We start from the raw sequence: 22470 nt of genomic DNA, 5'->3' as shown, positions 1-22470 counted from the left end.
AACATGGCTTATGAACTCTTCTACACTTACAATGTTAATGATGGCATGACTATCACTCCAGCTATTTTCATCGTTGAAAATAACGCAGAGGGACAGGACGACCAAACAGGTGTTGTTGTAAAAACATCATTTAGTTTCTAAATCTTGAATCTAAATTAAAAAATCTTACACACAAAAAGGCCTGCTTAATGCAGGCCTTTTTTATATACTAATATCATTGATATACATAAAGTTGTAGTTAAATGTTAATGATTTTAATTTTCTATATAGTAAAAAAATCATTTCTCAAATCAAGTAGGATATTTGAGAAATCAAATAAGAATTTTTCAAATTATTCTTTACTAAAAATTGATTTTATTTAAAATGTCTCCAATTTTCAAATGTTTAATTTGCAGAAAAGACATAGAAAGATCTACTAAGACATTTTGGATTAAAAAAGGGCATTTATTATGTTCAACATGCTTGGATAATTTTGAAGATAATCAAAAAAAATTACATTAGAGAAAAAACTTTTAGATTCCAGATATTGAATTATCTATACATAAATCAGGCAAAAAAAAAGCCTCTTAAAATAAGAAGGCTGTATTAAAAAATTGGGGTTAAAACTTTAAAATTAAAATTAGCTAAGAGAGGTTTTAATTCAGATAACTAATTAATGACAGTTTTAAATTTGTTAAAAAACCAAAAGCATAATTATTAAAAATTATTTGTAATGATTTGATCAACATTTGAAAATTAGATAGTGAATTATGAAAGAGAATCAAAATTCAATAAAAATTATTTAGTGCAACTATTAAAATTGATACAGTTACACATTAAGTAAACGAGCGTTAGCGTTTGTGATTTAGTTCGTTCGTCGTTAAGACTTAAAACCAGCCTGGAATAATTTGTCCAGTTGTTACGTATGCGCCAACAGCAGCTACGAAACCTAACATTGCTGCCCAACCATTAAAACGTTCTGCTTCAGGAGTCATGATAAAGAAAAATTATTTATGTAAATGATTGTAACAGATTTTATGAAGCTTTGTAAAGCATATCTCGATTTTTTTTTAATTTAAGGATGTTTATATCGAATTTATAAATTAATTTCATTTCTGATACAGATATGTGTAGTTTAGAGCTTAATTGGTATCTGAAATTAATTCTAGAATTAAAAATTCAATTTACTAAAGTATGTTTTCATTATTTTCAGGAGGGATCCATAATTTCATTTCGAAATTATGAACTTAGATTTTTATGTAAGCTTTTAAGGATGTAAATATCGAATATTACATATTCTTATTGAGGAGTATAAGCATTAATTTTTATTCGAAAATATTTAAAACTAATAATTCTTTTAAATTTTTTTGAAGATAAAAAGATTTTTACAGATAATCGTTTGAATTCTCTTCAAGTTAAAGTGACTACTGTTAGAAATATTTAGATTTTATACAAGTAAAAAAAATTTTTATTTGTAAGGAATTTGTAATTCAATTGAAATAGATGTGGGTCGCCTGAGATTCGAACTCAGGACCAGCCGGTTAAAAGCCGGATGCTCTACCGCTGAGCTAGCGACCCATTTTGTTAAATTGAGTACATTAAAAATTATCCCTTTTTAAGGTAAAAAAAACAACTTATTATCCCAACATGAACAATTGAAATACAATTCTTAACTTATAAGTTAAAAAATTAAAAATTCTCTCTTTATCTGCAGTTGAAGGCTAATATATTTAGAAGTTATTATTTTACTTTGATGTTAAGAACTATTGTTGTCTTTGCCCCTATCATTGCTGCTCTGGCATGGGTTGTGTTCAATATACAAAAACCTGCAAGAGAGCAGTTTAATAGAGATTTTTTGGGAAAGGAATAATTTAATTTGATAGATAAGGAAGTTCTCGTTATCGGAGCAGGTCTTGCTGGTTCAGAAGCAGCATGGCAAATCGCAAATTCAGGTATTGCAGTTAAACTTGTCGAGATGCGGCCTCTTCGCTCCACTCCTGCTCATCATACAAATGAGTTTGGAGAACTAGTCTGCAGTAATAGTTTTGGTGCCTTGAATACTGATAGAGCAGCAGGTCTTTTACAAGAAGAACTAAGAACATTCAACTCATTGGTAATAAAAACAGCAGATAAATTTGCTGTTCCCGCAGGGGGAGCTTTAGCTGTAGATAGATCAAAATTTAGTCAATATTTGACAAATGTTTTAACAAATCATCCCCTAATTCAAATTAAAAGAATAGAGCAATTAAATATTCCAAAAAAAGAAACTATAACTATACTCGCTACTGGGCCACTAACTTCAGATGAACTTGCTTCGAAAATAATGGATTTTACAGGAATTAATTCTTGTCATTTTTTTGATGCAGCTAGCCCAATCATCTATGGCGACTCAATTAATTATGAGAGAGTTTTTAAAGCAAGTAGATACGATAAAGGCGATCCGGCTTACTTGAATTGCCCTATGAATAAAGATGAATATATCAATTTTAGAAACGAATTGATTAAAGGTGAGCAGGCATCTTTAAAGGATTTTGACAGGCAGACTGCAAACTTTTTTGAAGCTTGTTTACCAATTGAAGAGATAGCTAGAAGGGGGCTTGATACAATGAGATACGGACCTTTGAAATCTATAGGGTTATGGAATCCAGAATGGGGAGATTTATTCGATAGAGAAAATAGATTAAAAAAAAGGCCTCATGCAATTGTTCAACTAAGGAAAGAAGACCTTCAAGGGAAATTACTTAACATGGTTGGTTTTCAAACAAATCTCAAATGGTTAGAACAAAAAAGAATATTTCGAATGATTCCTGGTTTAGAGCAAGCTGAGTTTGTACGTTTTGGAGTAATGCATCGAAATACATTTTTAGAGTCGCCAAAATTACTTTTACCTACGCTACAATTTTTAAAAAGAAAAACTCTCTTAGCTGCTGGTCAATTGACAGGGACTGAGGGTTATGCCGCTGCTGCTGCTGGAGGTTTGTTAGCAGGCATAAACGCAACTTTATTAGCTAGAAGTAAAAAAGTAATCACTTTCCCTGACGAATCCATGATTGGCTCTTTAATGAATTTCATTAGTAATAGAAATGAAATAATGTCTAATCATAAAAAAAATAAATTTCAACCAATGCCGGCCTCATTTGGTCTCGTACCGGAATTAACTCGTAAAATAAAAGATAAAAAATTGAGATACCAGGAATATCAAAAAAGATCTTTAGAAGCATTAAGTGAATTCAAAAAAACAATCAATTTATCTTTTGAAGTTAACAAAATACTTGTTTAGTCTAATTAATATGAATTATTGAAAAATTAAAAATGAAAACTAGAAAAGAAAATTTTGACGCAATTATTATTGGTTCCGGAATTGGTGGATTAGTAACAGCATCTCAATTGGCTGCTAAGGGCGCAAAAGTACTAGTGCTTGAGAAATATATTATTCCTGGAGGAAGCGGAGGATCTTTTAAAAGAAAAGGTTATATTTTTGATGTTGGAGCTTCAATGATCTTTGGCTTTGGTGATAAGGGGTATACGAATTTGTTAACCCGTGCTTTAAAAGATGTAGATGAAAAATGTGATACAATTCCTGATCCTGTTCAATTGGAATATCATCTCCCTAATAACTTTAATATTTCTGTAGATAGAGACTATGAGATATTTATTAAAAAATTGTCGGATCGCTTTCCTGATGAAAAAGATGGTATAAAAAAATTTTATGGAACATGTGAAAAAGTATTTAATTGCCTGGATTCTATGCCTCTTCTATCAATTGAAGATCCTAGTTATCTTTTTAAGGTTTTCTTAAAAGCTCCAATATCTTGTTTAGGGTTGGCGAGATGGCTACCTATAAATGCTGGGGATGTTGCAAGAAAATTTATAAAAGATCCTGAACTTTTAAGGTTTATTGATATTGAATGTTTTTGTTGGTCAGTAATGCCAGCTCTTAAAACTCCGATGATAAATGCAGGAATGGTTTTTACTGATAGACACGCTGGAGGTATAAATTATCCAAAAGGCGGAGTTGGGCAAATAGCTGAAAAATTAGTTTCTGGTATTGAAAGATTAGGTAGTAAGGTTCGATATAAAGCTAATGTGACTGAAATAATGTTAAAAGATAAAAAAGCCGTGGGAGTTAAGTTGTCAAATGGAGAAGAACTTTACTCAAACATTATTGTTTCTAATTCTACAAGGTGGGACACTTTTGGACTTGGTAATAAAAAGAAAGGATTAGTTAGTAAAAAGTATGTTCCCAAGAACGAATATAAGTGGTCAGAAACATATAAAGCATCTCCATCTTTTGTTTCAATTCACCTTGGCGTAGAGAAAGAATTGATTGATGAAAACTTTAATTGCCACCATATTATTGTTGAAAATTGGGATGAATTAGAAAATGAAAGAGGTGTGATATTTATTTCTATCCCAACTCTTCTAGATTCATCTTTAGCTCCTGATGGTAAACATATTATTCATGCATTCACACCTTCGTCCATAAAAGAATGGGAAAACCTATCAAGTAAAGAATATCTTCTTAAGAAAGAAGAGTATTTTAAATTTATTATTAAACAAATTTCTAAAATAATTCCTAATGTTGGTCAGCAAATATCTCATAAAGAGATTGGAACTCCAAAAACTCATAGAAAATTTCTTGGCAGATTTCAAGGTAGCTACGGACCGATACCTAATAAGAAATTATTAGGACTTCTTCCTATGCCATTCAATACTACAAAAATACAAAACCTTTATTGCGTTGGAGACTCCTGTTTCCCAGGGCAAGGACTTAATGCAGTTGCATTCAGTGGTTACGCATGTGCTCATAAAGTAGGAGCAAAATTGAATATAAATAACTTTAATTTACCCGATTAAAAATTGATAAGATGGTAGAAAATTTTAAAACTCTCTTCATTGTAAAAAGTTCTTTAATTAGTTTATATTTAGCACTCACGATTCCCCTCCCATTTGTTTCAAATGGAAATTTAAAAATTCTCTCAATATTTGCTTTTATAGTTGGGTTGTTTTTAATTATCAACATCACAAATGATCATGTTATTACTTCTGAAGAGGGTATTTCCTACAAAACTAGTTTAGTTTCTCGAATTTTAGGAAAAAAAGGCTGGAAAATCTCTTGGGAAGAAATTGTTTCAATTAAATCTTTTCCTACTAGTCAAGGTAGTAAAGTTCATTATTTTTCAACGAGTAATAATAAAAATTTTCTTTTACCTCAGAGAATAGAAAACTTTAAAACATTCCTATCAATAATTTCGGAAAAAACTAAGGTACAGATAAAAGAAATATCTTACTTATCACCTTTATGGACTTATAAGTTACTTACGTTTATCTCGGTATTGATGGTAGTAGGGGAAGTTATTGCTTTTAAGTATCAAATGTTATCAATACTGAATCTATAACCTTGCTGTCTGACAGTTGTTATTCCCCCTCCTTCTCCCAATCCTGCTTGCTCTAATTTTCTTCTCAAGGTCAAGACTTGAGTATCTACAGACCTTGGTCCTCCGCTGAATGGTGGCCAAGCCATTCTAAGAAGCTCTTGACGACTTCTTACCATGCCTGGAGGCATTAATAGGGCACAGAGCAGTGCAAACTCTCTTGGGCTAAGTTCTACAGGCTTCTCGCTTAGGGTTACCTGTCTTAAGAGAAGGTGAACCTCTAGAGGTCCAACTTCTACTTTTTCTTGTAATCCTATTCTTCCTCTTTTCAATAGAGTTCTGCATCTTGCTGCAAGCTCTTCTAATCCAAATGGTTTTCTAAGAACATCATCTGCTCCTTCATCTAAAAGATTAACTAATGCTTCAACGCCTGATCTTGCAGTTAGAACAATAACGGAAGAGCCTAATTGTTGAGCTAATCTCATCGCAGTATTTTGCTCAAGGATTTCTGCGCTAACTAAAAGGTCTGGTGACTGTTCTCTGCATAAGTCAACAGCTTCTGCAGCAGATCCAACGGCTGCAGCAAGATGACCATCTTGACGGAGTCTTTGTACAAGGACAGTTCTAAGTGTGGGGTGAGGTTCAACAACAAGAACTCTTGAAGGAGTTTGAGAGCTCGTAGGCAATTGTGAACCGCCAGGTGTTGAAGCTAAGATTTGCTCAGTTGATTGCATTCTTAAGTTACTGTTGGGCCAGGCAATTATTTATCATCCTTAATAAGGTATAACAAATGCTAAATAAAAATCAGAATCTATCGAATTATGACATCATTTGAAAACCCCAAAGCAATTCGTCATTTTCAATCAATTTGTGATAGTTGCCAAGACTTAGTTAGTCGTTTCCATACGCCAGCTGACCTTAAATTATATAGTGATGGTTATCTCCAAGCCTTAAGGAATTGCAATAGTTTAGAGCAAAGAGATCAAGAAAAATTAGAAAAATTAATAGAAAGATGGATTCTAGATCCTTCAAGTTTTATTGATCCTGAGGGAGATGAAAATAAAGGTTTTTTTGGAAAAAAAAGGTATTAAAATATTAATTTTTATTAACTAAATCGGTATTTATACTTACTAATTGTTTTAAGACGCTAATTCAATTTCTATTTTTTCTTTTAAGGATCCTGAATTGTACATTTCAATAAGAATATCTGATCCACCGAGAAATTCTCCTTTTAAATAAACTTGAGGAATAGTTGGCCAATCTGAATACTCTTTAATGCCCTCTCTAACTTCGTAATCGCTTAAAACATCAAAAGTGCCGAATTCTACACCTAGGGAATTTAGTATTTGAACTACATTGTTGGAAAAACCACATTGAGGCATTAATTTTGTTCCCTTCATGAATACCATCACTGGGTTAGTATCAATGAGTTTTTGTATTTTATCTTTTGTTAAATTTTCCATAATTTAATTTGGTGTTTCTGTTTTTAATGCCAGTGCATGTATAGCTTCCGAAGCTAATTCTGCCTTTAAAGCAGAATAGACTAATTGATGTTGTTTAACTAATGATAATCCATTAAATTCAGGAGCAATGACAGTTACTTGCAAATGATCATTTCCCTTAATGTTTTCAACGAAAACTTGAGAACTTGGAATTTTTTTTGTGATTAGATTAATAACTTCAGTTTTTGTAATCATAATTAATTAAATCAACCTTTATACTGAGTTTCTACAAATCCTAACTGGATTAATTTTTCATAAGCTTCTTTACCTTCTGAGCTATTAGGAGACATTATTCTAATTGTTTCAATAAGTAAGGGTACAGCTACTTCAGGTTTTTCATTTTTTATGTAAAGAGCGGCTAATCTTTTATTTGATTCTGCCAAAATCTTTAATATTGCCTTACCTTTTCTTTGCATTTCATTTGGTATTCTTGCATCAGATCCTTTGAAGGCTGTATTTAGATCAGCATAAAAAGATGCAAGTTGTTTAGCTAATTTTCTTGCATCTAAAAAAGAATCTTTAGCTTTATCTAAATTCCCATTTTTTATAAATTCATCTCCTTTCCCTAAGTAATATTCTACGTTAGAAATTGAAAGATTTTTATTATTAATTGAGAGTACTTTATAGTTATTTGGGTTTTTAACTTCTGCATGAACTAAATTTCTATGATAAGAATTTCCAAGGCATATTAATAAAATTGGGATTAGTTTTAAGAATTTCATATTCTCTTTAAATTATTAAATTTAATAGTAACTTATTGCGGATTCATCTTCCGACATTTATTAATGCTATTTTTTCCTGTTTGAACATTTCATCGTTAAGAAACCCGTTAAATTCATTGATAGGGATTTTTGAATTATCGTTAATTTCGATAGGTTTTCCAAAGGATAAACAAAATTTGCTTCTAAATTTTGGAGATACATTGCTATAGGCAATGCCAATTGGAACAATAGTAATGGATTTCGTTTTTTTTGAAGCTAATCTCGCTAATCTATACAATCCTTCTTTGAGAACAAGTTTTTTTCCATATTTATTAATTTTACCCTCGGGGAAAACAACTAACTGTTCGCCTTTTACAATAAGGTCAATCGCATATCTTAACGTGGAGAGAGATGGAGATAATTGATTTATTGCAAAACATCCAAGTCTTTTTAAAAACCAACCTTGTATTCCGCGCATTTCTGATTTGGTAACCATAAATCTACAATCCTTATTGGTTATTCTTCTACCTATTGCCATAGTGAGGACTAGACCGTCCCATCTTGATCTATGTGTTGGAGCAAGAATAATTGATGAATTTGATGGTATTGAAAAACCATTATTAATTATTATTTTTTTACTAAAAAATAATCTCAAAACGATGTCCTGAGTAACAAACATCGCTATGAAACCCAATACTGGGTTGATTTTGTTCCCAATATTTTTAAATTTTTTCTCCAAATTCCATTTACTATATAGTAATAATTTAAGTGTTTGTAATTTTTTATTAGCTATTATTGGGCGGTTACTAGATTGTCTAGAACTGAAATTTTGAATTATGACTACATTAGGAGTAAACATTGACCATATCGCGAATGTAAGGCAAGCAAGGAAAACTGTAGAGCCTGACCCTGTACAATTTGCCTTCTTAGCTGAATTAGGTGGGGCAGATTCAATCACTGTTCATCTAAGAGAAGATAGAAGACATATACAAGATAGGGATATATTCCTTTTGAAAGAAACTATAAAAACAAAATTAAATTTAGAGATGGCTGCTACAAAAGAAATGTTAGAAATTTCTAAAAAACTTCTTCCAGATTATGTAACACTTGTACCAGAGAAAAGAGAGGAAGTTACTACTGAGGGTGGGTTGGATGTAAAAAGTAATGTGAATTACCTTAAGAATTTTGTTGGATATTTAAAAGATTCAAATATACAAGTAAGTGCATTTATTGATCCACTTAATGAGCAGATCAATTATTCCAAAGAAATAGGGTTTGATTTTATAGAATTACACACTGGTAAATATGCTGAACTAAAAGGTTACGATCAATATAAAGAGCTACAAAGGATTATAGAATCTACACATGAAGCAAATAGCATGGGTTTAATTGTTAATGCTGGCCATGGACTTAACTACAACAATGTTGAAAAAATTGCATCAATTGACAATATGAATGAGCTAAACATAGGCCATAGTATTGTTGCTAGGGCTTTAGCGGTAGGATTAGAAAAGTCTGTTCGTGAAATGAAGTCACTTATCACACAAAATTGAATTTTAAAATGACAACATATTTTTTCGTCGCAGCAAGTGAAAAGTTCTTGACAATTGAAGAACCACTTGAAGAGATTTTGAAAGAGAGGGAGAGGAACTATAAGGAAAATAATAAAGAAATAGATTTTTGGCTTTTAAAGAATCCATCTTTCTTACAAACTACTCAATTCGATAACTTAAGAGCAAAGATACCGTCGCCTCCAGCAGCTGTTTTATCAACCGATAAGAAATTTATAACTTTTTTAAAGCTTCGTTTAGAGTTTGTTGCTGTGGGGGAATTCGAATCTCCTAGTGCAGAAATAAATGATCCATATAAAGTTGAGTAATATAATTAATCAGTAAATTGCTCAATCTTTACAAGTCAAACAAAATTGAAGTAATTTCTGAGCTTCTAGCACAAGAATTAAAAATATGTCCTCCTTTCATAAATGAGAAATTAGAAATAGCTGTTCCTAATTATTTTTTGGGTAATTGGTTACGTGAACAAATAACTATTAAAAATCAAATAAGCGCACTTTATGAATTGAAAACAATATCGAGTTATACCGAGTCATTATTGACAAATTTTTTCCCTGAAATTGATATGGGCTTATGGAATTTTGAGTCAATAAAATGGGGAATTATTGATTCCTTAGAAGATCTAAATAGCTTTAAAGAGTCATTACCACTTAGCAATTGGATTAATAAATATTTGGATAATAAAAAAACAATTGATGGAGATATTTATAATTTGATAAAAAAAATTACTAATAATTTTATTGATTATCTTATTTTTAGACCTGAGATGATTGCTGAATGGAATAGATATGAAATTAATTCACTCAATCTATTTAAGAATTTAAATTCAGATCAATTTTGGCAACCAATTTTATACAAATTATTAGAGAATAAGATATCTGAAAAACCAGCATGTTTATATATGATTGAGGTGATAAAAAATTTAAAAAAATTCAAAGATTTTCAGAATAAGATACCTAATCAAATTTATATTATTTCCGATAATAATTTATCTAAATTACATATTAATTTTTATTCAGAACTTTCGAAATTTACTAAGGTAAATTTATATTTATTATCTGCGGGAGATGATTTATGGAACAGAATAAATTGTTTTGAAGGTAAGTTGGAATTTGATAATAAAGAAAGTAAATTTAATTTAAACAATACAAATATAGAGAAAATATTTGGGAAATTTGGAGCAAACTTTCAGAAATTAATTGATGAAAATATTTATCAAGAAGGTATTAATTTAAAAAATAATCTAATATATATTGATCCAACAACTAAATTTTATGAGAAGAAAGATATTCCTCTTCTAAAACAAATACAAAAAAGACTAATTGATAATAACAGCATTGAGTTTACAGTAAATGAAAAGGATGATTCAATATTATTTTGTGAGCATTTTAATCAGAATAGTCAATTAGAATATTTAAGAAATAAAATTATAGAAATAATAAATTCTTGCGAGGACATTAAATATAGTGATATCGCTGTTTTATCTCCACAAACTAATCAAATTAAACCTTTTCTAAGGTATATCTTTCATAATGAGTTAATTAATGGTGAAAAGATACCTTATTTTTTTATTGATGAGGAAAATCATGATTCTCCAGACATTTATAAATTTTTAATTGATATCACTGAAATAGTAAATGAGAAAATAACACTTGAAAAATTGGATTATATTCTTTCTAAGAAAGTAACTCAGAATATTTTTGGTTTTAATATTACAGAGAAGGATGAAATTATTTTTTTACTTACTCAAGTTGGTTTTCATTGGGGATTAGATGCTAATGAAAGATTAGGTGAAGAAAAAAATAGCCTAGAGTGGTGTATAAATAGAATTACTTTAGGCTTGATTTATGACAAAGAAGTCAATTTAAGTAATTTTAATTTAAAACCATTTAGCTCAAAAAATATAAGTTTAGATTTGAATAAATGGCTTAAAATATTACTTCAGTTAAAAAAATATATTAATTTGCTTAGGGGATCCTTTCCTTTCTCAGGTTGGGTTGAAAAGATAAAAATAATATTAAAAAATATTGCTGATTTTAATGAAAATTTTAATTTAGAAATAAGTGAAATAAATAGAATTATTGATAATTACGCAGCAATACCTTTAATATCTGATGATGTTATTTTGTTAAATGTTTTTAGAGAGATATTAATTTCCAGTATAAATAAGGCTAAATTTCAAAGCAAATCACCTATCAACAAGATCCTAGTAAGCGGTATTGAGAATGCAAGGCATATCTCACATAAGGTTATTTTCCTAATAGACATGAATAGTGTTTATTATCCAAAATTATCGAAGAATGCAAATTTTAATATATTAAATAATAAATATCATCTGGGCGATCCTTCCGTTTATGAAAGAGAGAAATATTCATTTCTAGAATTGTTAATTGCCTCCAGAGATAAATTTATAGTTAATTGGGTAAAGAAAGACAAAAACAATAAAAAATTAGATATTTCTTTTCCCATAAAAGAGTTAATTTATTTTTTCGATAGTTTTTTAAACCAAGGCCAAAAAGAACTAATAATTAAAGATTCTGATTTAATTAAAAAAGAAAAGATTGATCTTGATAGTTCTAAGCTAATTAAAAGAAATTATTCTTTAGTAGAAGATATAGATTGGAATGAAAAAAAATTTGATATTAAAAATTACAAATTATCTGAACTCATTTATTGGTTTAAGACTCCGCAAAAATATTGGCTAAATAAAAAAAATATTTCTCCCAAGGAAATATTTATTCATCATCCAGACGAGGAGAATATAAGTAATCTGCAGAAATCGCAAATAATTAAAGGGATAATCAAGGAATTAGAAATTGATAACCATAATATTATTGATGATTTAAAAAATTTGAATATTAATGATCAATTGGTTGAAAATGGTATTATTATGCCTAAAAATAGCATTTTTATAAAAGAAAAAGAAATCAAAGATTTATTAGAAAGTCTATCTATAAGTTTGAGTCAACATAATCAGATTAATAGAATTTATGTAAAATCAAATGCAAATAAAGAAGAATATTTCATCGCTGATGACACCGTAATTGAATTAATTCATTCGAAACTAAGTTTAAGTCGTTTGACAGAGGTCTGGATAAAATCACTCTTCATTTCTTCTTTAAAGAAGAATATAAAAAAGACTAAAGTAATTTTTAGAACAGAAAATAATTATAAATCGCAAATTATTCAATCACCTGGCACAATTGCGTCAAATTTAATTTTGGAGGAATACGTAAATATTTTTAAAAATTATTCTGAAAAATGTTTTCCTCTCCCTCCAGAAAGTTCTTATAAATACGTAGAAGCAAAAATAAAATCAAAAAATGAGAAAAAAGCTTTTACTGATAGATGGATTGGTAATAAATCTTTTTCTAAAGGAGAAAGAGATAATATTGAAATGAAATTATGTTTTGGAAATGAAAAAGAACCAGATTTCTTTTTGAGAAATAATAATTTTGATAAATTATCATTCAGATTATATGCTCCACTTATTAATGCATTAAAGAAATAAATAATGACTAAATTTCAGTTAAAAATTTTTTTAAAGGATGCTTATGAAATAATCCTTGTTTTTTTACAGTTCTTTATTATTAGTCTCCATTTTTTTCAATGGGAATTTATTCCACAAAAACAATTAATTCAAGTAAGTACTTTATCTTATTTAGTGGGGTTTTTAATCATCATAATTGCTTTCATAATACTTTTAGTTGCAATCAAAGACTTAGGTAGAAATTTATCCCCTTTCCCAAGACCTATAAACAATAGCAATCTTGTAACTAAAGGTATTTATCGATTTACGCGTCATCCTATGTACTATTCTTTAATATTTATTTCCTTTGGCGTTTTTATAACCAAGCTATCTATTTATTATTTATTTTTATCAATAAGTCTGGGTTTAATAATTAAATTTAAGATTGCTTTAGAAGAGCAATATTTAAATAAAAAATTTAGGAATTACTTACTTTATAAAAATGAGGTCAAATATTAGTTCTTTAAAGATATGGATATTAATAAAATTAATTTAGATAACAAATTTAAATTAGTAGAAGCAAGTGCAGGAACTGGCAAAAGTTTCACTCTGGCTCACCTTGTTTTAAGAAATGTTTTGGAGAAAAAAATTAAACCAGATGAGATACTCTTATTAAGTTTTACAAAAAATACGTGTTCTGAATTACGAGATAAAATACTTTTGAGATTTAAGGATTTTAAATTATATTTGCAAAATCATAATGCAAGTAAGATAGATAATACACTTAAGGATTGGTATCTAAAATTTAAGGAGAAGGAAAAATCTAAGAAAAAAATTATATCCGAAATTGATAATTTTATTAATGAAATTTACAAGTTAGAAGTAATTACATTCCATTCTTTTTGTAATAATATTATTGACGAATATAGTATTGAAATAGGTTTAACTCAAGATCCATACATTGAGAATAATATAGATAATTTGTATAAAGATGTAATAGATAACTTGTGGATTGATGTTTTTCTGAATCTTAATCATGAGCTTATTGCAGCAGTCAATAAAAAAAAAATCAGTTCTAGATTTGGAAGTAGGATCAATAAATCATTTTTTGTAGAAATTTTAAAAAATATAGATCAAGAAAATATCTGTAAATTTCAAATAAATAATAAATATAAGATTATTGATTTAAATAATTATTTTAGTGAATTTTTTTATTTAAATTGGAACGAGTTTTGTGTTGAATGGAATAAGAAAGGTAAGGAATTATTTTTACAACTCATAGAGTTGGGAAAATTAATTAAGGACAGTGGTGGAAAAAGTCAAATATATGCAGCAAAACCAAGAAATGATAAGTATAATCAAATACTTGGTTGGATTGAGGAGATTAACAAAAGGCTTAATTCTAAAAATGTGATTGATTTTATATATGAAATTTCTAAAGATGATCTTTTATCTAACTATTTTTACAATGAAAATATATCTAAAGAAATTAATAAACATAATCTAAAATTAGATTTTACTAAATTTAATTTATTACAAGATAAAATTTATAAAATAAAAGAAGGTTTCTATACCGAATTTGTAAGAATATTTACTCAATTATCTTATATAAAATTAATTGAATTAAAGAAAAGTTTTTCTATATTTAACTTCAATGATCTTATAAAGACTGTAGAAAATACTTTTCTAGATTCAGAAATTAGTAATAGTACTACTCTATCTAAAATTCAAAAAAGATTTAAATGTGTCTTAGTAGACGAGTTTCAAGATACAGATGTTACTCAATGGAATTTAATAAAAAAGTTCTTTAGTACAAAAAATCATTTTTTACTTTGTGTAGGTGATCCAAAACAAGCGATCTACAAATTTAGAGGTGGAGATATTGAAACTTACTTAGATGCAAGATCTAATGCAATCGAAGTTTTTAGTCTTACAGATAACTATAGATCCTCAAAAAAATTAATCGATGTTCTTAATAAACTTTATATTAATGGACTTAAAAAATCAAAACTAAACTATAGGAAATTAACCTCTAGAATTAATAAAAATATTAAATCTGAATTTGAATTTAAGGATGTATTTGAAATTGTAGAATTTTCAAAAAAGGAAACTGATATAGAGGATCTTGTAACTGATTACATTGTAAACTTCATTTTAAATAATAAAGAAATTGATATCAATAAAATTGCAATTCTTACTTTAAATAATTCGCAATGCTTAGATTTTAAAAAAAAATTAAATCAGTTTAACCTCCCATGCAAAATTCAAAATAAACAAAATATTTTTGATACAGAAGCAAGTTCTCTAATATTTTTATTCATTGAATGTTTATTAAATCCGAGGTTTTTTAAAAATATAACTTTGCTTGCTACTTCAAAGTTTATAGAAATAGAATTAAAAGAATTACTTGACGATGGAATTAGTAGTAATTTAGAAATTTTAATTAATAAATGCATTACTTGGTCTCAGGAAATAAGAGAAAAAGGTTTTTTAAACATTGTTAATGAACTCCTTATAAATTATAATTCATCCTCAATTATTAACGATTTAGATTTAAATTCAAATTTATTTCAACTATCAGAAATTGTTGAAATAGAATTAATTAATAATGATTTTAATCTCAATAAAGTCTTCAACTGGTATAAAAATCAGTTAGATAATATTTTAAGAACTTGTACTGGAGAAGATTTTTTGACTAAAGATTATAATCTTCAAAATGGAATAAATCTTTCTACAATTCATAGTAGCAAGGGCCTCGAATTTGAAATGGTCCTATGTCCATATCTCTCAAATATTTCAAATAAATCAAATAAAATTAAAGGACCTCTTTGGAAATCAAATATTGATAGAAACATATATATTAATATTTCTAATAATTACTCGAAGGTTGAAAAATTTAAATTACTAGAAGAAGAAGATTTATTTAAAGAGAGCGAGAGGTTAATTTATGTAGCACTTACAAGGAGCAAATATAAACTTATTGTTTTTAATGATTTAGAAGATACAAATAATATTTTAAATATTGATTTACTTGATAATTTAGAAAATATAAATATTTATAAGTCAACTTTTGAAGTCAGTTTAGAAAAAGAGAAAATAAAAGAAATTTTTGCTAAGTTCCAAACCAACCGATTGAATAATAATCTATGGAAAATCGACAATGTTAATAAAAAAATATCTAGTAAATTGAATTCTGATCAATTTATTTCTTATGCAAGTTATTCTTCTTGGATACGTAAAGATAAAAATATTGATGCAGTCATTAATCAATATAAGGATTATGAAGATAATATATCAATTATCAAAGATTCTAAAGTTAGGAAATCAAAGAATTATCCTAATTATTTTTCCTATCCAAATCCATTAAGTGAATTCCCAAAAGGAACTATTGCTGGGACTTGCCTTCACAAAATAATAGAAAGATTTGAATTTAGAAACGATAATAATCAAGAATTAATTGATTTAATTATTGAGGAATTGAACTTTCATCAAATTGATACTTCTTTGGCTTTTAAAGTAAAAGATGCGATTTTAAGAATTATAAATATATCCTTAGGTAGTGAATTACAGAATAAGAAACTAGTTGATATTCCAAATGAATACTTTATTAAGGAGCTTAAATATGATTTAACTCTTTCTTATGAAGGTAGAAATATTAATTCGAATGATATTTCAAAATGCTTTTTTTTAGATCAGGAATATGAATTTGGTGAAGAATATGCAAACAAAATAAATGATCTTCAAATTATGAATAAAGGCTTTCATTCAGGATGTATTGATTGTGTTTTCCCAGTAGGGAATAGATTAGAAGATAGTAAATGGTGGGTAATTGATTGGAAAAGTAATTTTATTTCTGGTAGTAATAATGGTGATTGTTTACCAAGAAACTATAACTATGAAAATATGAGAAATGAAATGATTAAACATCATTATCCATTGCAATCACATCTTTATTTATTAGCATTGCATAGATTATTAAAGTGGCGACTTAAAAATTATCAACCACACAAACATCTAGGAGGATATATTTATCTATTTTTAAAGGGATTGCCAGATTTTGAATTATTTGAAAAATCTAATTCGAAAGATATATCTCCAGGTATTTTTATCGGCAAAGCACCTCTAAACAGAATAAATTATTTAGATAATCTTTTTTAGAATGACTAAAACTACTACTGATATTGAAAATTTCCAATATGATCATATATTTAATTTAATCTTAGGTATCTTCAAATTCAATGAAAAAAAATATGGAAATTTCGTAAAAGATGCAATAAAAATTTTATTAGAGTTTGAAAAAAATGGTGAAACTATTATTGATTTAGATAATAGTTTAATAATCTTTGAATTATTAGAAGATGGCTGGCCAAATAAACATATTGATGTTCTAAAAAATATAGGTTTGATAGGTTTCCTTAATTCTCCATTCGTATTAGTGAATAGAAAATTATCCTTATCAAAATGGTCAAAAAAGATAGAAAGAGTTATTAATTTATTTCTAAAAAAAATTGATACTAAGAATTTAATCAACTCGATAATTTATAAAGATGATAATAAAATTGATCAAATTAAAAATATATTTAAATATTCAAACTTAGTTTTCCTTCAAGGAGGACCAGGTACGGGTAAAACCACTTTAATAATAAAGTTAATAGTAGAACTGCTTAGAATTGATAACTTTTTAAATATTGGTTTGTCTGCTCCAACGGGTAAAGCTACATCTCGTCTAAAAGAAGCTCTTAATGATAAAAAAAATATTACCCTTGGCAAATTTCTAGACCAAATAGAATTTCAAACTTTACATAGATGGATTTTAAATTCTCAAAATAAATCACTTAAGTTGAAATTCAAACTAAAAGAGCTTGATATTTTCATAATTGATGAAATGTCAATGGTTAATATCGATTTAATTGAATCAGTTTTGAATTTACTAGCAAAGGACTGTAAAATTATTTTAGTTGGAGATAAAAATCAATTGTCTCCAGTAAATAACTGTTCTATTTGGAATTATTTGTTTGAATATGGTGATAATAGTTCAATTAAATATTGTGTAGTAAATTTAGAAAAAACTTTTAGAAATAGTGGAGATATAGCATTAATTAGTAATTTAATATTTAATAATGATTCTTCTTTACTTAATCAAAAGATAAAAGAATTAGAAAAAGATAATAATTCAAATGAAATTAATATTGCAAAAAGTAGAGAAAAAGATATTCCAAAAGATCTATTTTTTTCGATTACAAGTCATCTAAAACAGTTAAATCTTTCAACTTCAAATTTAAGTAAAAAACAATATATATTTGATGAGCGTATTGATAATTTATTGCTTAATGAAAAAGATTTAGTAGATAAGATATTTCTGGATTTACAAAGCCACTTGATTTTATGCGAAAAAAATTCCGGAATATGGAGTGTTGAATATTTGAATGAAATTGTTTTTGGTCAAAAAAAACCCTATGACCTTAAAACTCTTAACGAGGGTGTTCCAATAATGTGTACAAAAAATAATAATGAACTTGGATTGTCAAATGGGGATATCGGAGTAATTATAGGTTTAAAAAATAAAAGAAAATATCTTTTTAGAAAATTTAATGATAATAATGAAGAAATTGTCACATTAGTTGATCCATCTAATTTAGAAAATGTTGTGCCAGCAATTGCTATTACTATTCATAAATCTCAAGGAAGTGAATCTGAAAAAGTAAGCATTTTGTGGTCTCAAAAGTATAAAACAAATCAATATGCTATAAAAGAAAAAAAAGATAATGAAAATATTTTTTGCAGAGATAATTTTGAAAGAAGGTTATTTTATACTGCTGTTACAAGAGCGAAAAAATTTCTAGATATATATTATTTAAATTAAATTTTATTTTTGAGAAATTAGTAAGATCTTAACCCCAGGATGTTAGATTAATAATTCGGCTCTGTAAGGCTAGTCAACAATTTAAGTCAATTTAGATATTTGTTGAATGCCTAATCAGAAGATTATTAGGCATTTTAAATGGCTTTAAAAAAAGATAGTAAATCTCATGGTAGTGAGCAGGAAAAATCTCAGAATGAAGATGCTTCCCTGCTTCAGTTAAGGAACATAGAGAATAAAAAAGAAATTGAATCTGAACCATTGGAAGTTTCAAAAAATGATAATGAGAATGGATTTCTAGATTTTGGTTTTAATCAATCAATCTTAAATTCGTTAAGAAATAAAGGATATAAAAATCCAACTCCCATCCAAAAAGCTGCAATTCCTGAACTAATGTTAGGCAGAGATTTACTAGGCCAAGCACAAACAGGAACAGGAAAGACTGCAGCTTTCGCATTGCCATTAATAGAAAAACTTACAGATAGTAAAGAATTAAATGCCAAAGTTTTAGTAATGACTCCTACAAGAGAATTAGCAACTCAAGTGGCAGAATCTTTTAAAAGTTATAGTTCTGAATCTAGTAATTTTAAGACGGTTGCAATATATGGAGGTACCGACTATCGAAATCAAATTTCTGCATTGAAAAGAAAGGTTGATGTTGTAGTTGGAACCCCAGGCCGAATAATGGATCATATAAGGCAGGGGACTTTTAAAATTAAATATATAAATTGTCTTGTTTTAGATGAAGCAGATGAAATGTTAAATATGGGTTTTCTTGAAGATATTGAATGGATAATAGATCAACTTCCGGAAAATAAGCAGATGGTATTGTTTTCAGCAACAATGCCTAGCGAGATAAAAAATATAGCAAAAAAATATCTAAATGATCCCGCCGAAATATTAATCAAAAGTGTCAAAAAAGAAACTCAATTAATTTCGCAAAAATTTCTTTATGTACAAAGGCATCATAAGTTAGATGCTTTAAAAAGAATATTAGAACTTAATAACGAGGGAGTGATTATTTTTGTGAGGACAAAACTACTTACTACTTCAATAGCTGAAGCTTTAGAGAATTCAGGTCATACTGTGGCAGTACTTAATGGAGATATACCTCAAAATCAAAGAGAAAATACTGTAGATAGATTAAAAAAAGGATTTATTAATATCCTTGTTGCAACTGATGTGGCAGCTAGAGGATTAGATGTTGAGAGGATAAAACTTGTTGTAAATTACGATTTTCCTTTTGACAAGGAAACATATACTCATAGAATTGGAAGAACTGGAAGGGCAGGTAGATCAGGAGAAGCAATTTTATTTGTTAATCAAAGAGAAAAACATTTTCTAAGAAACTTAGAAAACTCAACAAGAACTAAGATTGAAGAAATTAATATACCAAGTAATAAAATAATAAATGAGAAAAGGATGGAGAAACTTATAGATAATGTTAATGGGAGTTCTTTAGATAAATATGAAAATGAAGAAAATAAAGCTTTGATTATTGATGTACTAGACAATTTAAAAGAAAAATACTCTATGGATGACTCAAATATTGCAATGGCGGCGATTAATTTAGTAATAGGTAATAAATCATTTTTTGTTGATGAAGATGATTCTTGGATTCATAAACAAAATAATACTGATCGAAATAGATCAAATAGAAATATTAATAATCGTATGAGAAATTCAAATAGAAGAAATAATTATCAAAATGATTCTTTTGAAACCTACAAATTTAACTTTGGTAAATTTGATGGTGTTAGAGTTGCAAATATTATATCTTCAATCTGCAATTCAACTAATATAAATGGCAGATCAATAGGTAAGATACAGATTTTTAATGATTACAGTTTGGTAGATTTACCCAGAGATCTGCATAGAGAAACTAAAAATAAATTAAAAAAAATTAAAGTCAGAAACTAGGAATAGAGAATGAAAGTTAGTAAATATAAACTCTTTATTTTAGTGCATCTAATAATCCTACTCAACTCTCTTAATAGTTATTCTTTGGCTCAAACGAAACAAAATTCAATCATAAAATTATTTTGTATTCAGAGTGTCAAAGAGGAGATGATGAAAGCAGAAATGTTATATAGTGAAGAAATTGCGAATGAGACTTGTGATTGTTACTACGAAGAATTTACAAAAACTGCAAGTCATCAAGTTGCAAAAACAAAATGTAAATTAGAAACTAAAAAAAATTTAAACCATAATAAAAAAATTTAATTGTTATTTTATGAGGTCTAAAAACAATCAAAATCCAATAATTAGACTTTATTTAAATCTTATTGAAGAAAGAAGGTTACTATTTTTTGCTTTTCTTAGTTCCATAATTAATAAAATATTAGATTTAGCTCCTCCTGTAATAATTGGTCTCGCAGTTGATATCGTTGTAAGGGAACAGAATTCATGGATTGCTGGTTTTGGGATAAAAGAAGTTCCAGCACAATTGATTGTTCTTGCATTTGCTTCAGTAATAGTTTGGTCTGGTGAATCCTCCTTTGAATATTTATATTCGATTTTATGGAGAAATTTGGCTCAGCTATCGCAACATAAATTAAGAATAAAAGCTTATGAGCATATCCAGGAATTAGATATGGATTTTTTTGAAAATGATAATACTGGAAGGTTATTATCTATTTTGAATGATGATATAAATCAACTCGAGAGATTTCTAGATCAAGGGGCTAATCAGATTATTCAGTTATTTATAACTGTCTTAATAATTGGGGGCACTATGATTTTTGTCGCTCCAAAAATAGCTTTATTCGCTTTCTTTCCTATCCCAATTATATTTTTAGGATCAATTAAATTTCAAAGGAAGCTTGCTCCAAAATATAGAGATGTTAGAAATAAAGCTGGACTTTTGGCATCAAGACTTAATAATAATTTAAGTGGAATTCTAACAATAAAAAGTTTTACTAAAGAAAAATGGGAACTAAATAGATTAAATAAAGAAAGTCTCAATTATCAAAGAAGTAATAAGGCTGCAATAAAATTATCTTCTGCTTTTATCCCTCTTATAAGATTTGCAATTTTATTTGCTTTTATAGCGATTCTATTAATTGGCGGTTTCCAAACTTGGAATAAGACAATTGATGTAGGAACATATAGTTTTTTAGTTTTTATTACACAAAGACTATTATGGCCTTTAACTACTTTGGGGCATGTTTTAGATGATTTTCAGAGATCTATGGCTTCAATAGATAGAGTAATTGATCTCATAGATACGCCTATAAAAATAAAAGATGGAAAAATAAAAATTGAACCTAAAGATATTAAAGGAGAAATTATTTTTAATGATGTAAATTTTAATTATCCTGGAAGAGATTTAACTTTAAAAAACATAAATTTTAAAATTGAAAATAACTCAACATTAGGAATTGTTGGTTTAACAGGTTCCGGGAAAAGTACAATAATAAAATTACTACTTAGGATTTATGACAGTAATAATGGTTCAATAACCTTGGATGGCATTTCTATTAAAGAAATAAATTTGAGGGATTTAAGAAAGTGTATTTCTTTAGTAAGTCAAGAAACTTATTTATTTCATGGCAGTGTACAAGAAAATATTGCTTATGGCTCAATTAACCCAAGTCTAAAAGATATTATTAAAGCCTCAAAGATTGCGGAAGCTCATAAATTTATTGAACAATTACCAGACGGTTATAAAACCATAGTGGGGGAAAGGGGCCAAAGGCTCTCAGGCGGACAACGTCAAAGAATCGCCTTAGCGAGAGCTGTTTTAAAGGATGCACCAATATTAATATTAGATGAAGCTACAGCCTCAGTTGATAATGAAACAGAGGCTTTAATTCAAAAATCATTATCTAAAATTACCAAAGAAAGAACAACTATAGTAATAGCTCATAGATTAAGTACTATAAAAAATGCAGATAATATTGTTGTTATAGATAAAGGTAAAATAGTTGAAAGCGGAAAACATGAAAGACTATTAGATCAGAACAATATATATGCTGATTTATGGAATGTTCAAGTAGGAATCTAATATAGAA

At 27.9% G+C, this 22470-nt stretch carries 20 protein-coding genes, 1 tRNA gene and 1 pseudogene; 15 read left to right on the top strand and 7 right to left on the bottom strand.

The genetic code is table 11. The features are described 5' to 3' along the window. Positions 1–141: pseudogene (locus HA151_RS09315) on the top strand (porin); the annotation flags it as partial. Positions 142–866: 725 nt separating this feature from the next. On the opposite strand, the gene HA151_RS06005 reads toward HA151_RS09315, so the two are convergent. Both HA151_RS06005 and HA151_RS06000 read right to left on the bottom strand, forming a co-directional pair. After that, positions 867–974 (bottom strand): high light inducible protein, encoded by a 108-nt coding sequence (locus HA151_RS06005; protein ID WP_011132751.1) that lies wholly within the window; start codon positions 972–974, stop codon positions 867–869. A gap of 511 nt (positions 975–1485) precedes the next feature. Next, positions 1486–1557 (bottom strand) — tRNA-Lys (locus HA151_RS06000). A gap of 175 nt (positions 1558–1732) precedes the next feature. Between HA151_RS06000 and HA151_RS05995 the strand changes: the two genes are divergently transcribed. From HA151_RS05995 to HA151_RS05980, 4 genes are read left to right on the top strand one after another with little or no spacing between them, the layout of a single operon-like run. Continuing rightward, positions 1733–1849 (top strand): photosystem II protein Y, encoded by a 117-nt coding sequence (locus tag HA151_RS05995; protein ID WP_209106589.1) that lies wholly within the window; start codon positions 1733–1735, stop codon positions 1847–1849. Between the two features lie 6 nt (positions 1850–1855). Further along, positions 1856–3259 (top strand): methylenetetrahydrofolate--tRNA-(uracil(54)-C(5))-methyltransferase (FADH(2)-oxidizing) TrmFO, encoded by a 1404-nt coding sequence (trmFO, locus tag HA151_RS05990; RefSeq protein ID WP_209106573.1) that lies wholly within the window; start codon positions 1856–1858, stop codon positions 3257–3259. Between the two features lie 32 nt (positions 3260–3291). After that, entirely contained in the window at positions 3292–4836 is a 1545-nt protein-coding gene (crtH, locus tag HA151_RS05985) for a carotenoid isomerase (protein WP_209106572.1), read from the top strand. An 11-nt stretch (positions 4837–4847) separates the two neighbouring features. After that, complete coding sequence (locus tag HA151_RS05980; protein WP_209106571.1) at positions 4848–5378, top strand: hypothetical protein; 531 nt, start codon at positions 4848–4850, stop codon at positions 5376–5378. Here the strand turns inward: HA151_RS05980 and HA151_RS05975 are convergent. Then, entirely contained in the window at positions 5351–6088 is a 738-nt protein-coding gene (locus HA151_RS05975; RefSeq protein ID WP_209106570.1) for a response regulator transcription factor, read from the bottom strand. The genes HA151_RS05980 and HA151_RS05975 overlap by 28 nt on opposite strands. Positions 6089–6175: 87 nt before the next feature. Here HA151_RS05975 and HA151_RS05970 point away from each other — a divergent pair, with 87 nt between their 5' ends. Next, positions 6176–6445 (top strand): DUF6761 family protein, encoded by a 270-nt coding sequence (locus tag HA151_RS05970; protein ID WP_209106569.1) that lies wholly within the window; start codon positions 6176–6178, stop codon positions 6443–6445. Positions 6446–6493: 48 nt separating this feature from the next. On the opposite strand, the gene grxD is transcribed toward HA151_RS05970, so the two are convergent. From grxD to HA151_RS05950, 4 genes are read right to left on the bottom strand one after another with little or no spacing between them, the layout of a single operon-like run. Then, on the bottom strand, positions 6494–6817 hold the full coding sequence (gene grxD / locus HA151_RS05965) for a Grx4 family monothiol glutaredoxin (protein ID WP_209106568.1): 324 nt from the start codon (positions 6815–6817) through the stop codon (positions 6494–6496). Positions 6818–6820: 3 nt separating this feature from the next. Beyond that, the gene (locus HA151_RS05960; RefSeq protein ID WP_209106567.1) at positions 6821–7051 is read right to left on the bottom strand and encodes a BolA family protein; all 231 of its coding nucleotides are present in this window, start codon (positions 7049–7051) and stop codon (positions 6821–6823) included. A gap of 11 nt (positions 7052–7062) precedes the next feature. Continuing rightward, positions 7063–7578: a hypothetical protein gene (locus tag HA151_RS05955; protein ID WP_209106566.1), complete on the bottom strand. Its 516-nt coding sequence runs from the start codon at positions 7576–7578 to the stop codon at positions 7063–7065. A gap of 43 nt (positions 7579–7621) precedes the next feature. Then, positions 7622–8236, bottom strand: coding sequence for a lysophospholipid acyltransferase family protein (locus HA151_RS05950; protein ID WP_209106588.1), 615 nt, complete (start codon positions 8234–8236; stop codon positions 7622–7624). Between the two features lie 157 nt (positions 8237–8393). Between HA151_RS05950 and HA151_RS05945 the strand changes: the two genes are divergently transcribed. The 9 genes from HA151_RS05945 to HA151_RS05905 all read left to right on the top strand — a co-directional run bounded on the left by HA151_RS05945 (position 8394) and on the right by HA151_RS05905 (position 22463). Continuing rightward, a complete protein-coding gene (locus HA151_RS05945; RefSeq protein WP_209106565.1) occupies positions 8394–9110 on the top strand; it encodes a pyridoxine 5'-phosphate synthase in 717 nt (238 codons plus the stop codon). An 8-nt stretch (positions 9111–9118) separates the two neighbouring features. Further along, positions 9119–9436, top strand: coding sequence for an MgPME-cyclase complex family protein (locus HA151_RS05940; protein WP_209106564.1), 318 nt, complete (start codon positions 9119–9121; stop codon positions 9434–9436). Positions 9437–9453: 17 nt separating this feature from the next. Beyond that, positions 9454–12639 (top strand): exodeoxyribonuclease V subunit gamma, encoded by a 3186-nt coding sequence (locus tag HA151_RS05935; protein ID WP_209106563.1) that lies wholly within the window; start codon positions 9454–9456, stop codon positions 12637–12639. A 3-nt stretch (positions 12640–12642) separates the two neighbouring features. Continuing rightward, the gene (locus HA151_RS05930) at positions 12643–13116 is read left to right on the top strand and encodes a methyltransferase family protein (RefSeq protein ID WP_209106562.1); all 474 of its coding nucleotides are present in this window, start codon (positions 12643–12645) and stop codon (positions 13114–13116) included. A gap of 12 nt (positions 13117–13128) precedes the next feature. Continuing rightward, complete coding sequence (locus tag HA151_RS05925) at positions 13129–16755, top strand: UvrD-helicase domain-containing protein (RefSeq protein ID WP_209106561.1); 3627 nt, start codon at positions 13129–13131, stop codon at positions 16753–16755. A 1-nt stretch (position 16756) separates the two neighbouring features. After that, complete coding sequence (locus HA151_RS05920) at positions 16757–18460, top strand: ATP-dependent DNA helicase (protein WP_209106560.1); 1704 nt, start codon at positions 16757–16759, stop codon at positions 18458–18460. Between the two features lie 138 nt (positions 18461–18598). Then, on the top strand, positions 18599–20377 hold the full coding sequence (locus tag HA151_RS05915; RefSeq protein WP_209106559.1) for a DEAD/DEAH box helicase: 1779 nt from the start codon (positions 18599–18601) through the stop codon (positions 20375–20377). A gap of 84 nt (positions 20378–20461) precedes the next feature. Beyond that, positions 20462–20680, top strand: coding sequence for a hypothetical protein (locus tag HA151_RS05910; protein ID WP_245151604.1), 219 nt, complete (start codon positions 20462–20464; stop codon positions 20678–20680). A gap of 10 nt (positions 20681–20690) precedes the next feature. Beyond that, positions 20691–22463, top strand: coding sequence for an ABC transporter ATP-binding protein (locus tag HA151_RS05905; RefSeq protein ID WP_209106557.1), 1773 nt, complete (start codon positions 20691–20693; stop codon positions 22461–22463). Positions 22464–22470: the final 7 nt, after the last annotated feature.

This window comes from Prochlorococcus marinus XMU1419 (assembly GCF_017695955.1).
Lineage (GTDB): Bacteria > Cyanobacteriota > Cyanobacteriia > PCC-6307 > Cyanobiaceae > Prochlorococcus_A > Prochlorococcus_A marinus_AD.
The sequence above is the reverse complement of the archived record's forward strand: the minus strand, read 5'-3'. Positions and strand labels throughout refer to the sequence as shown.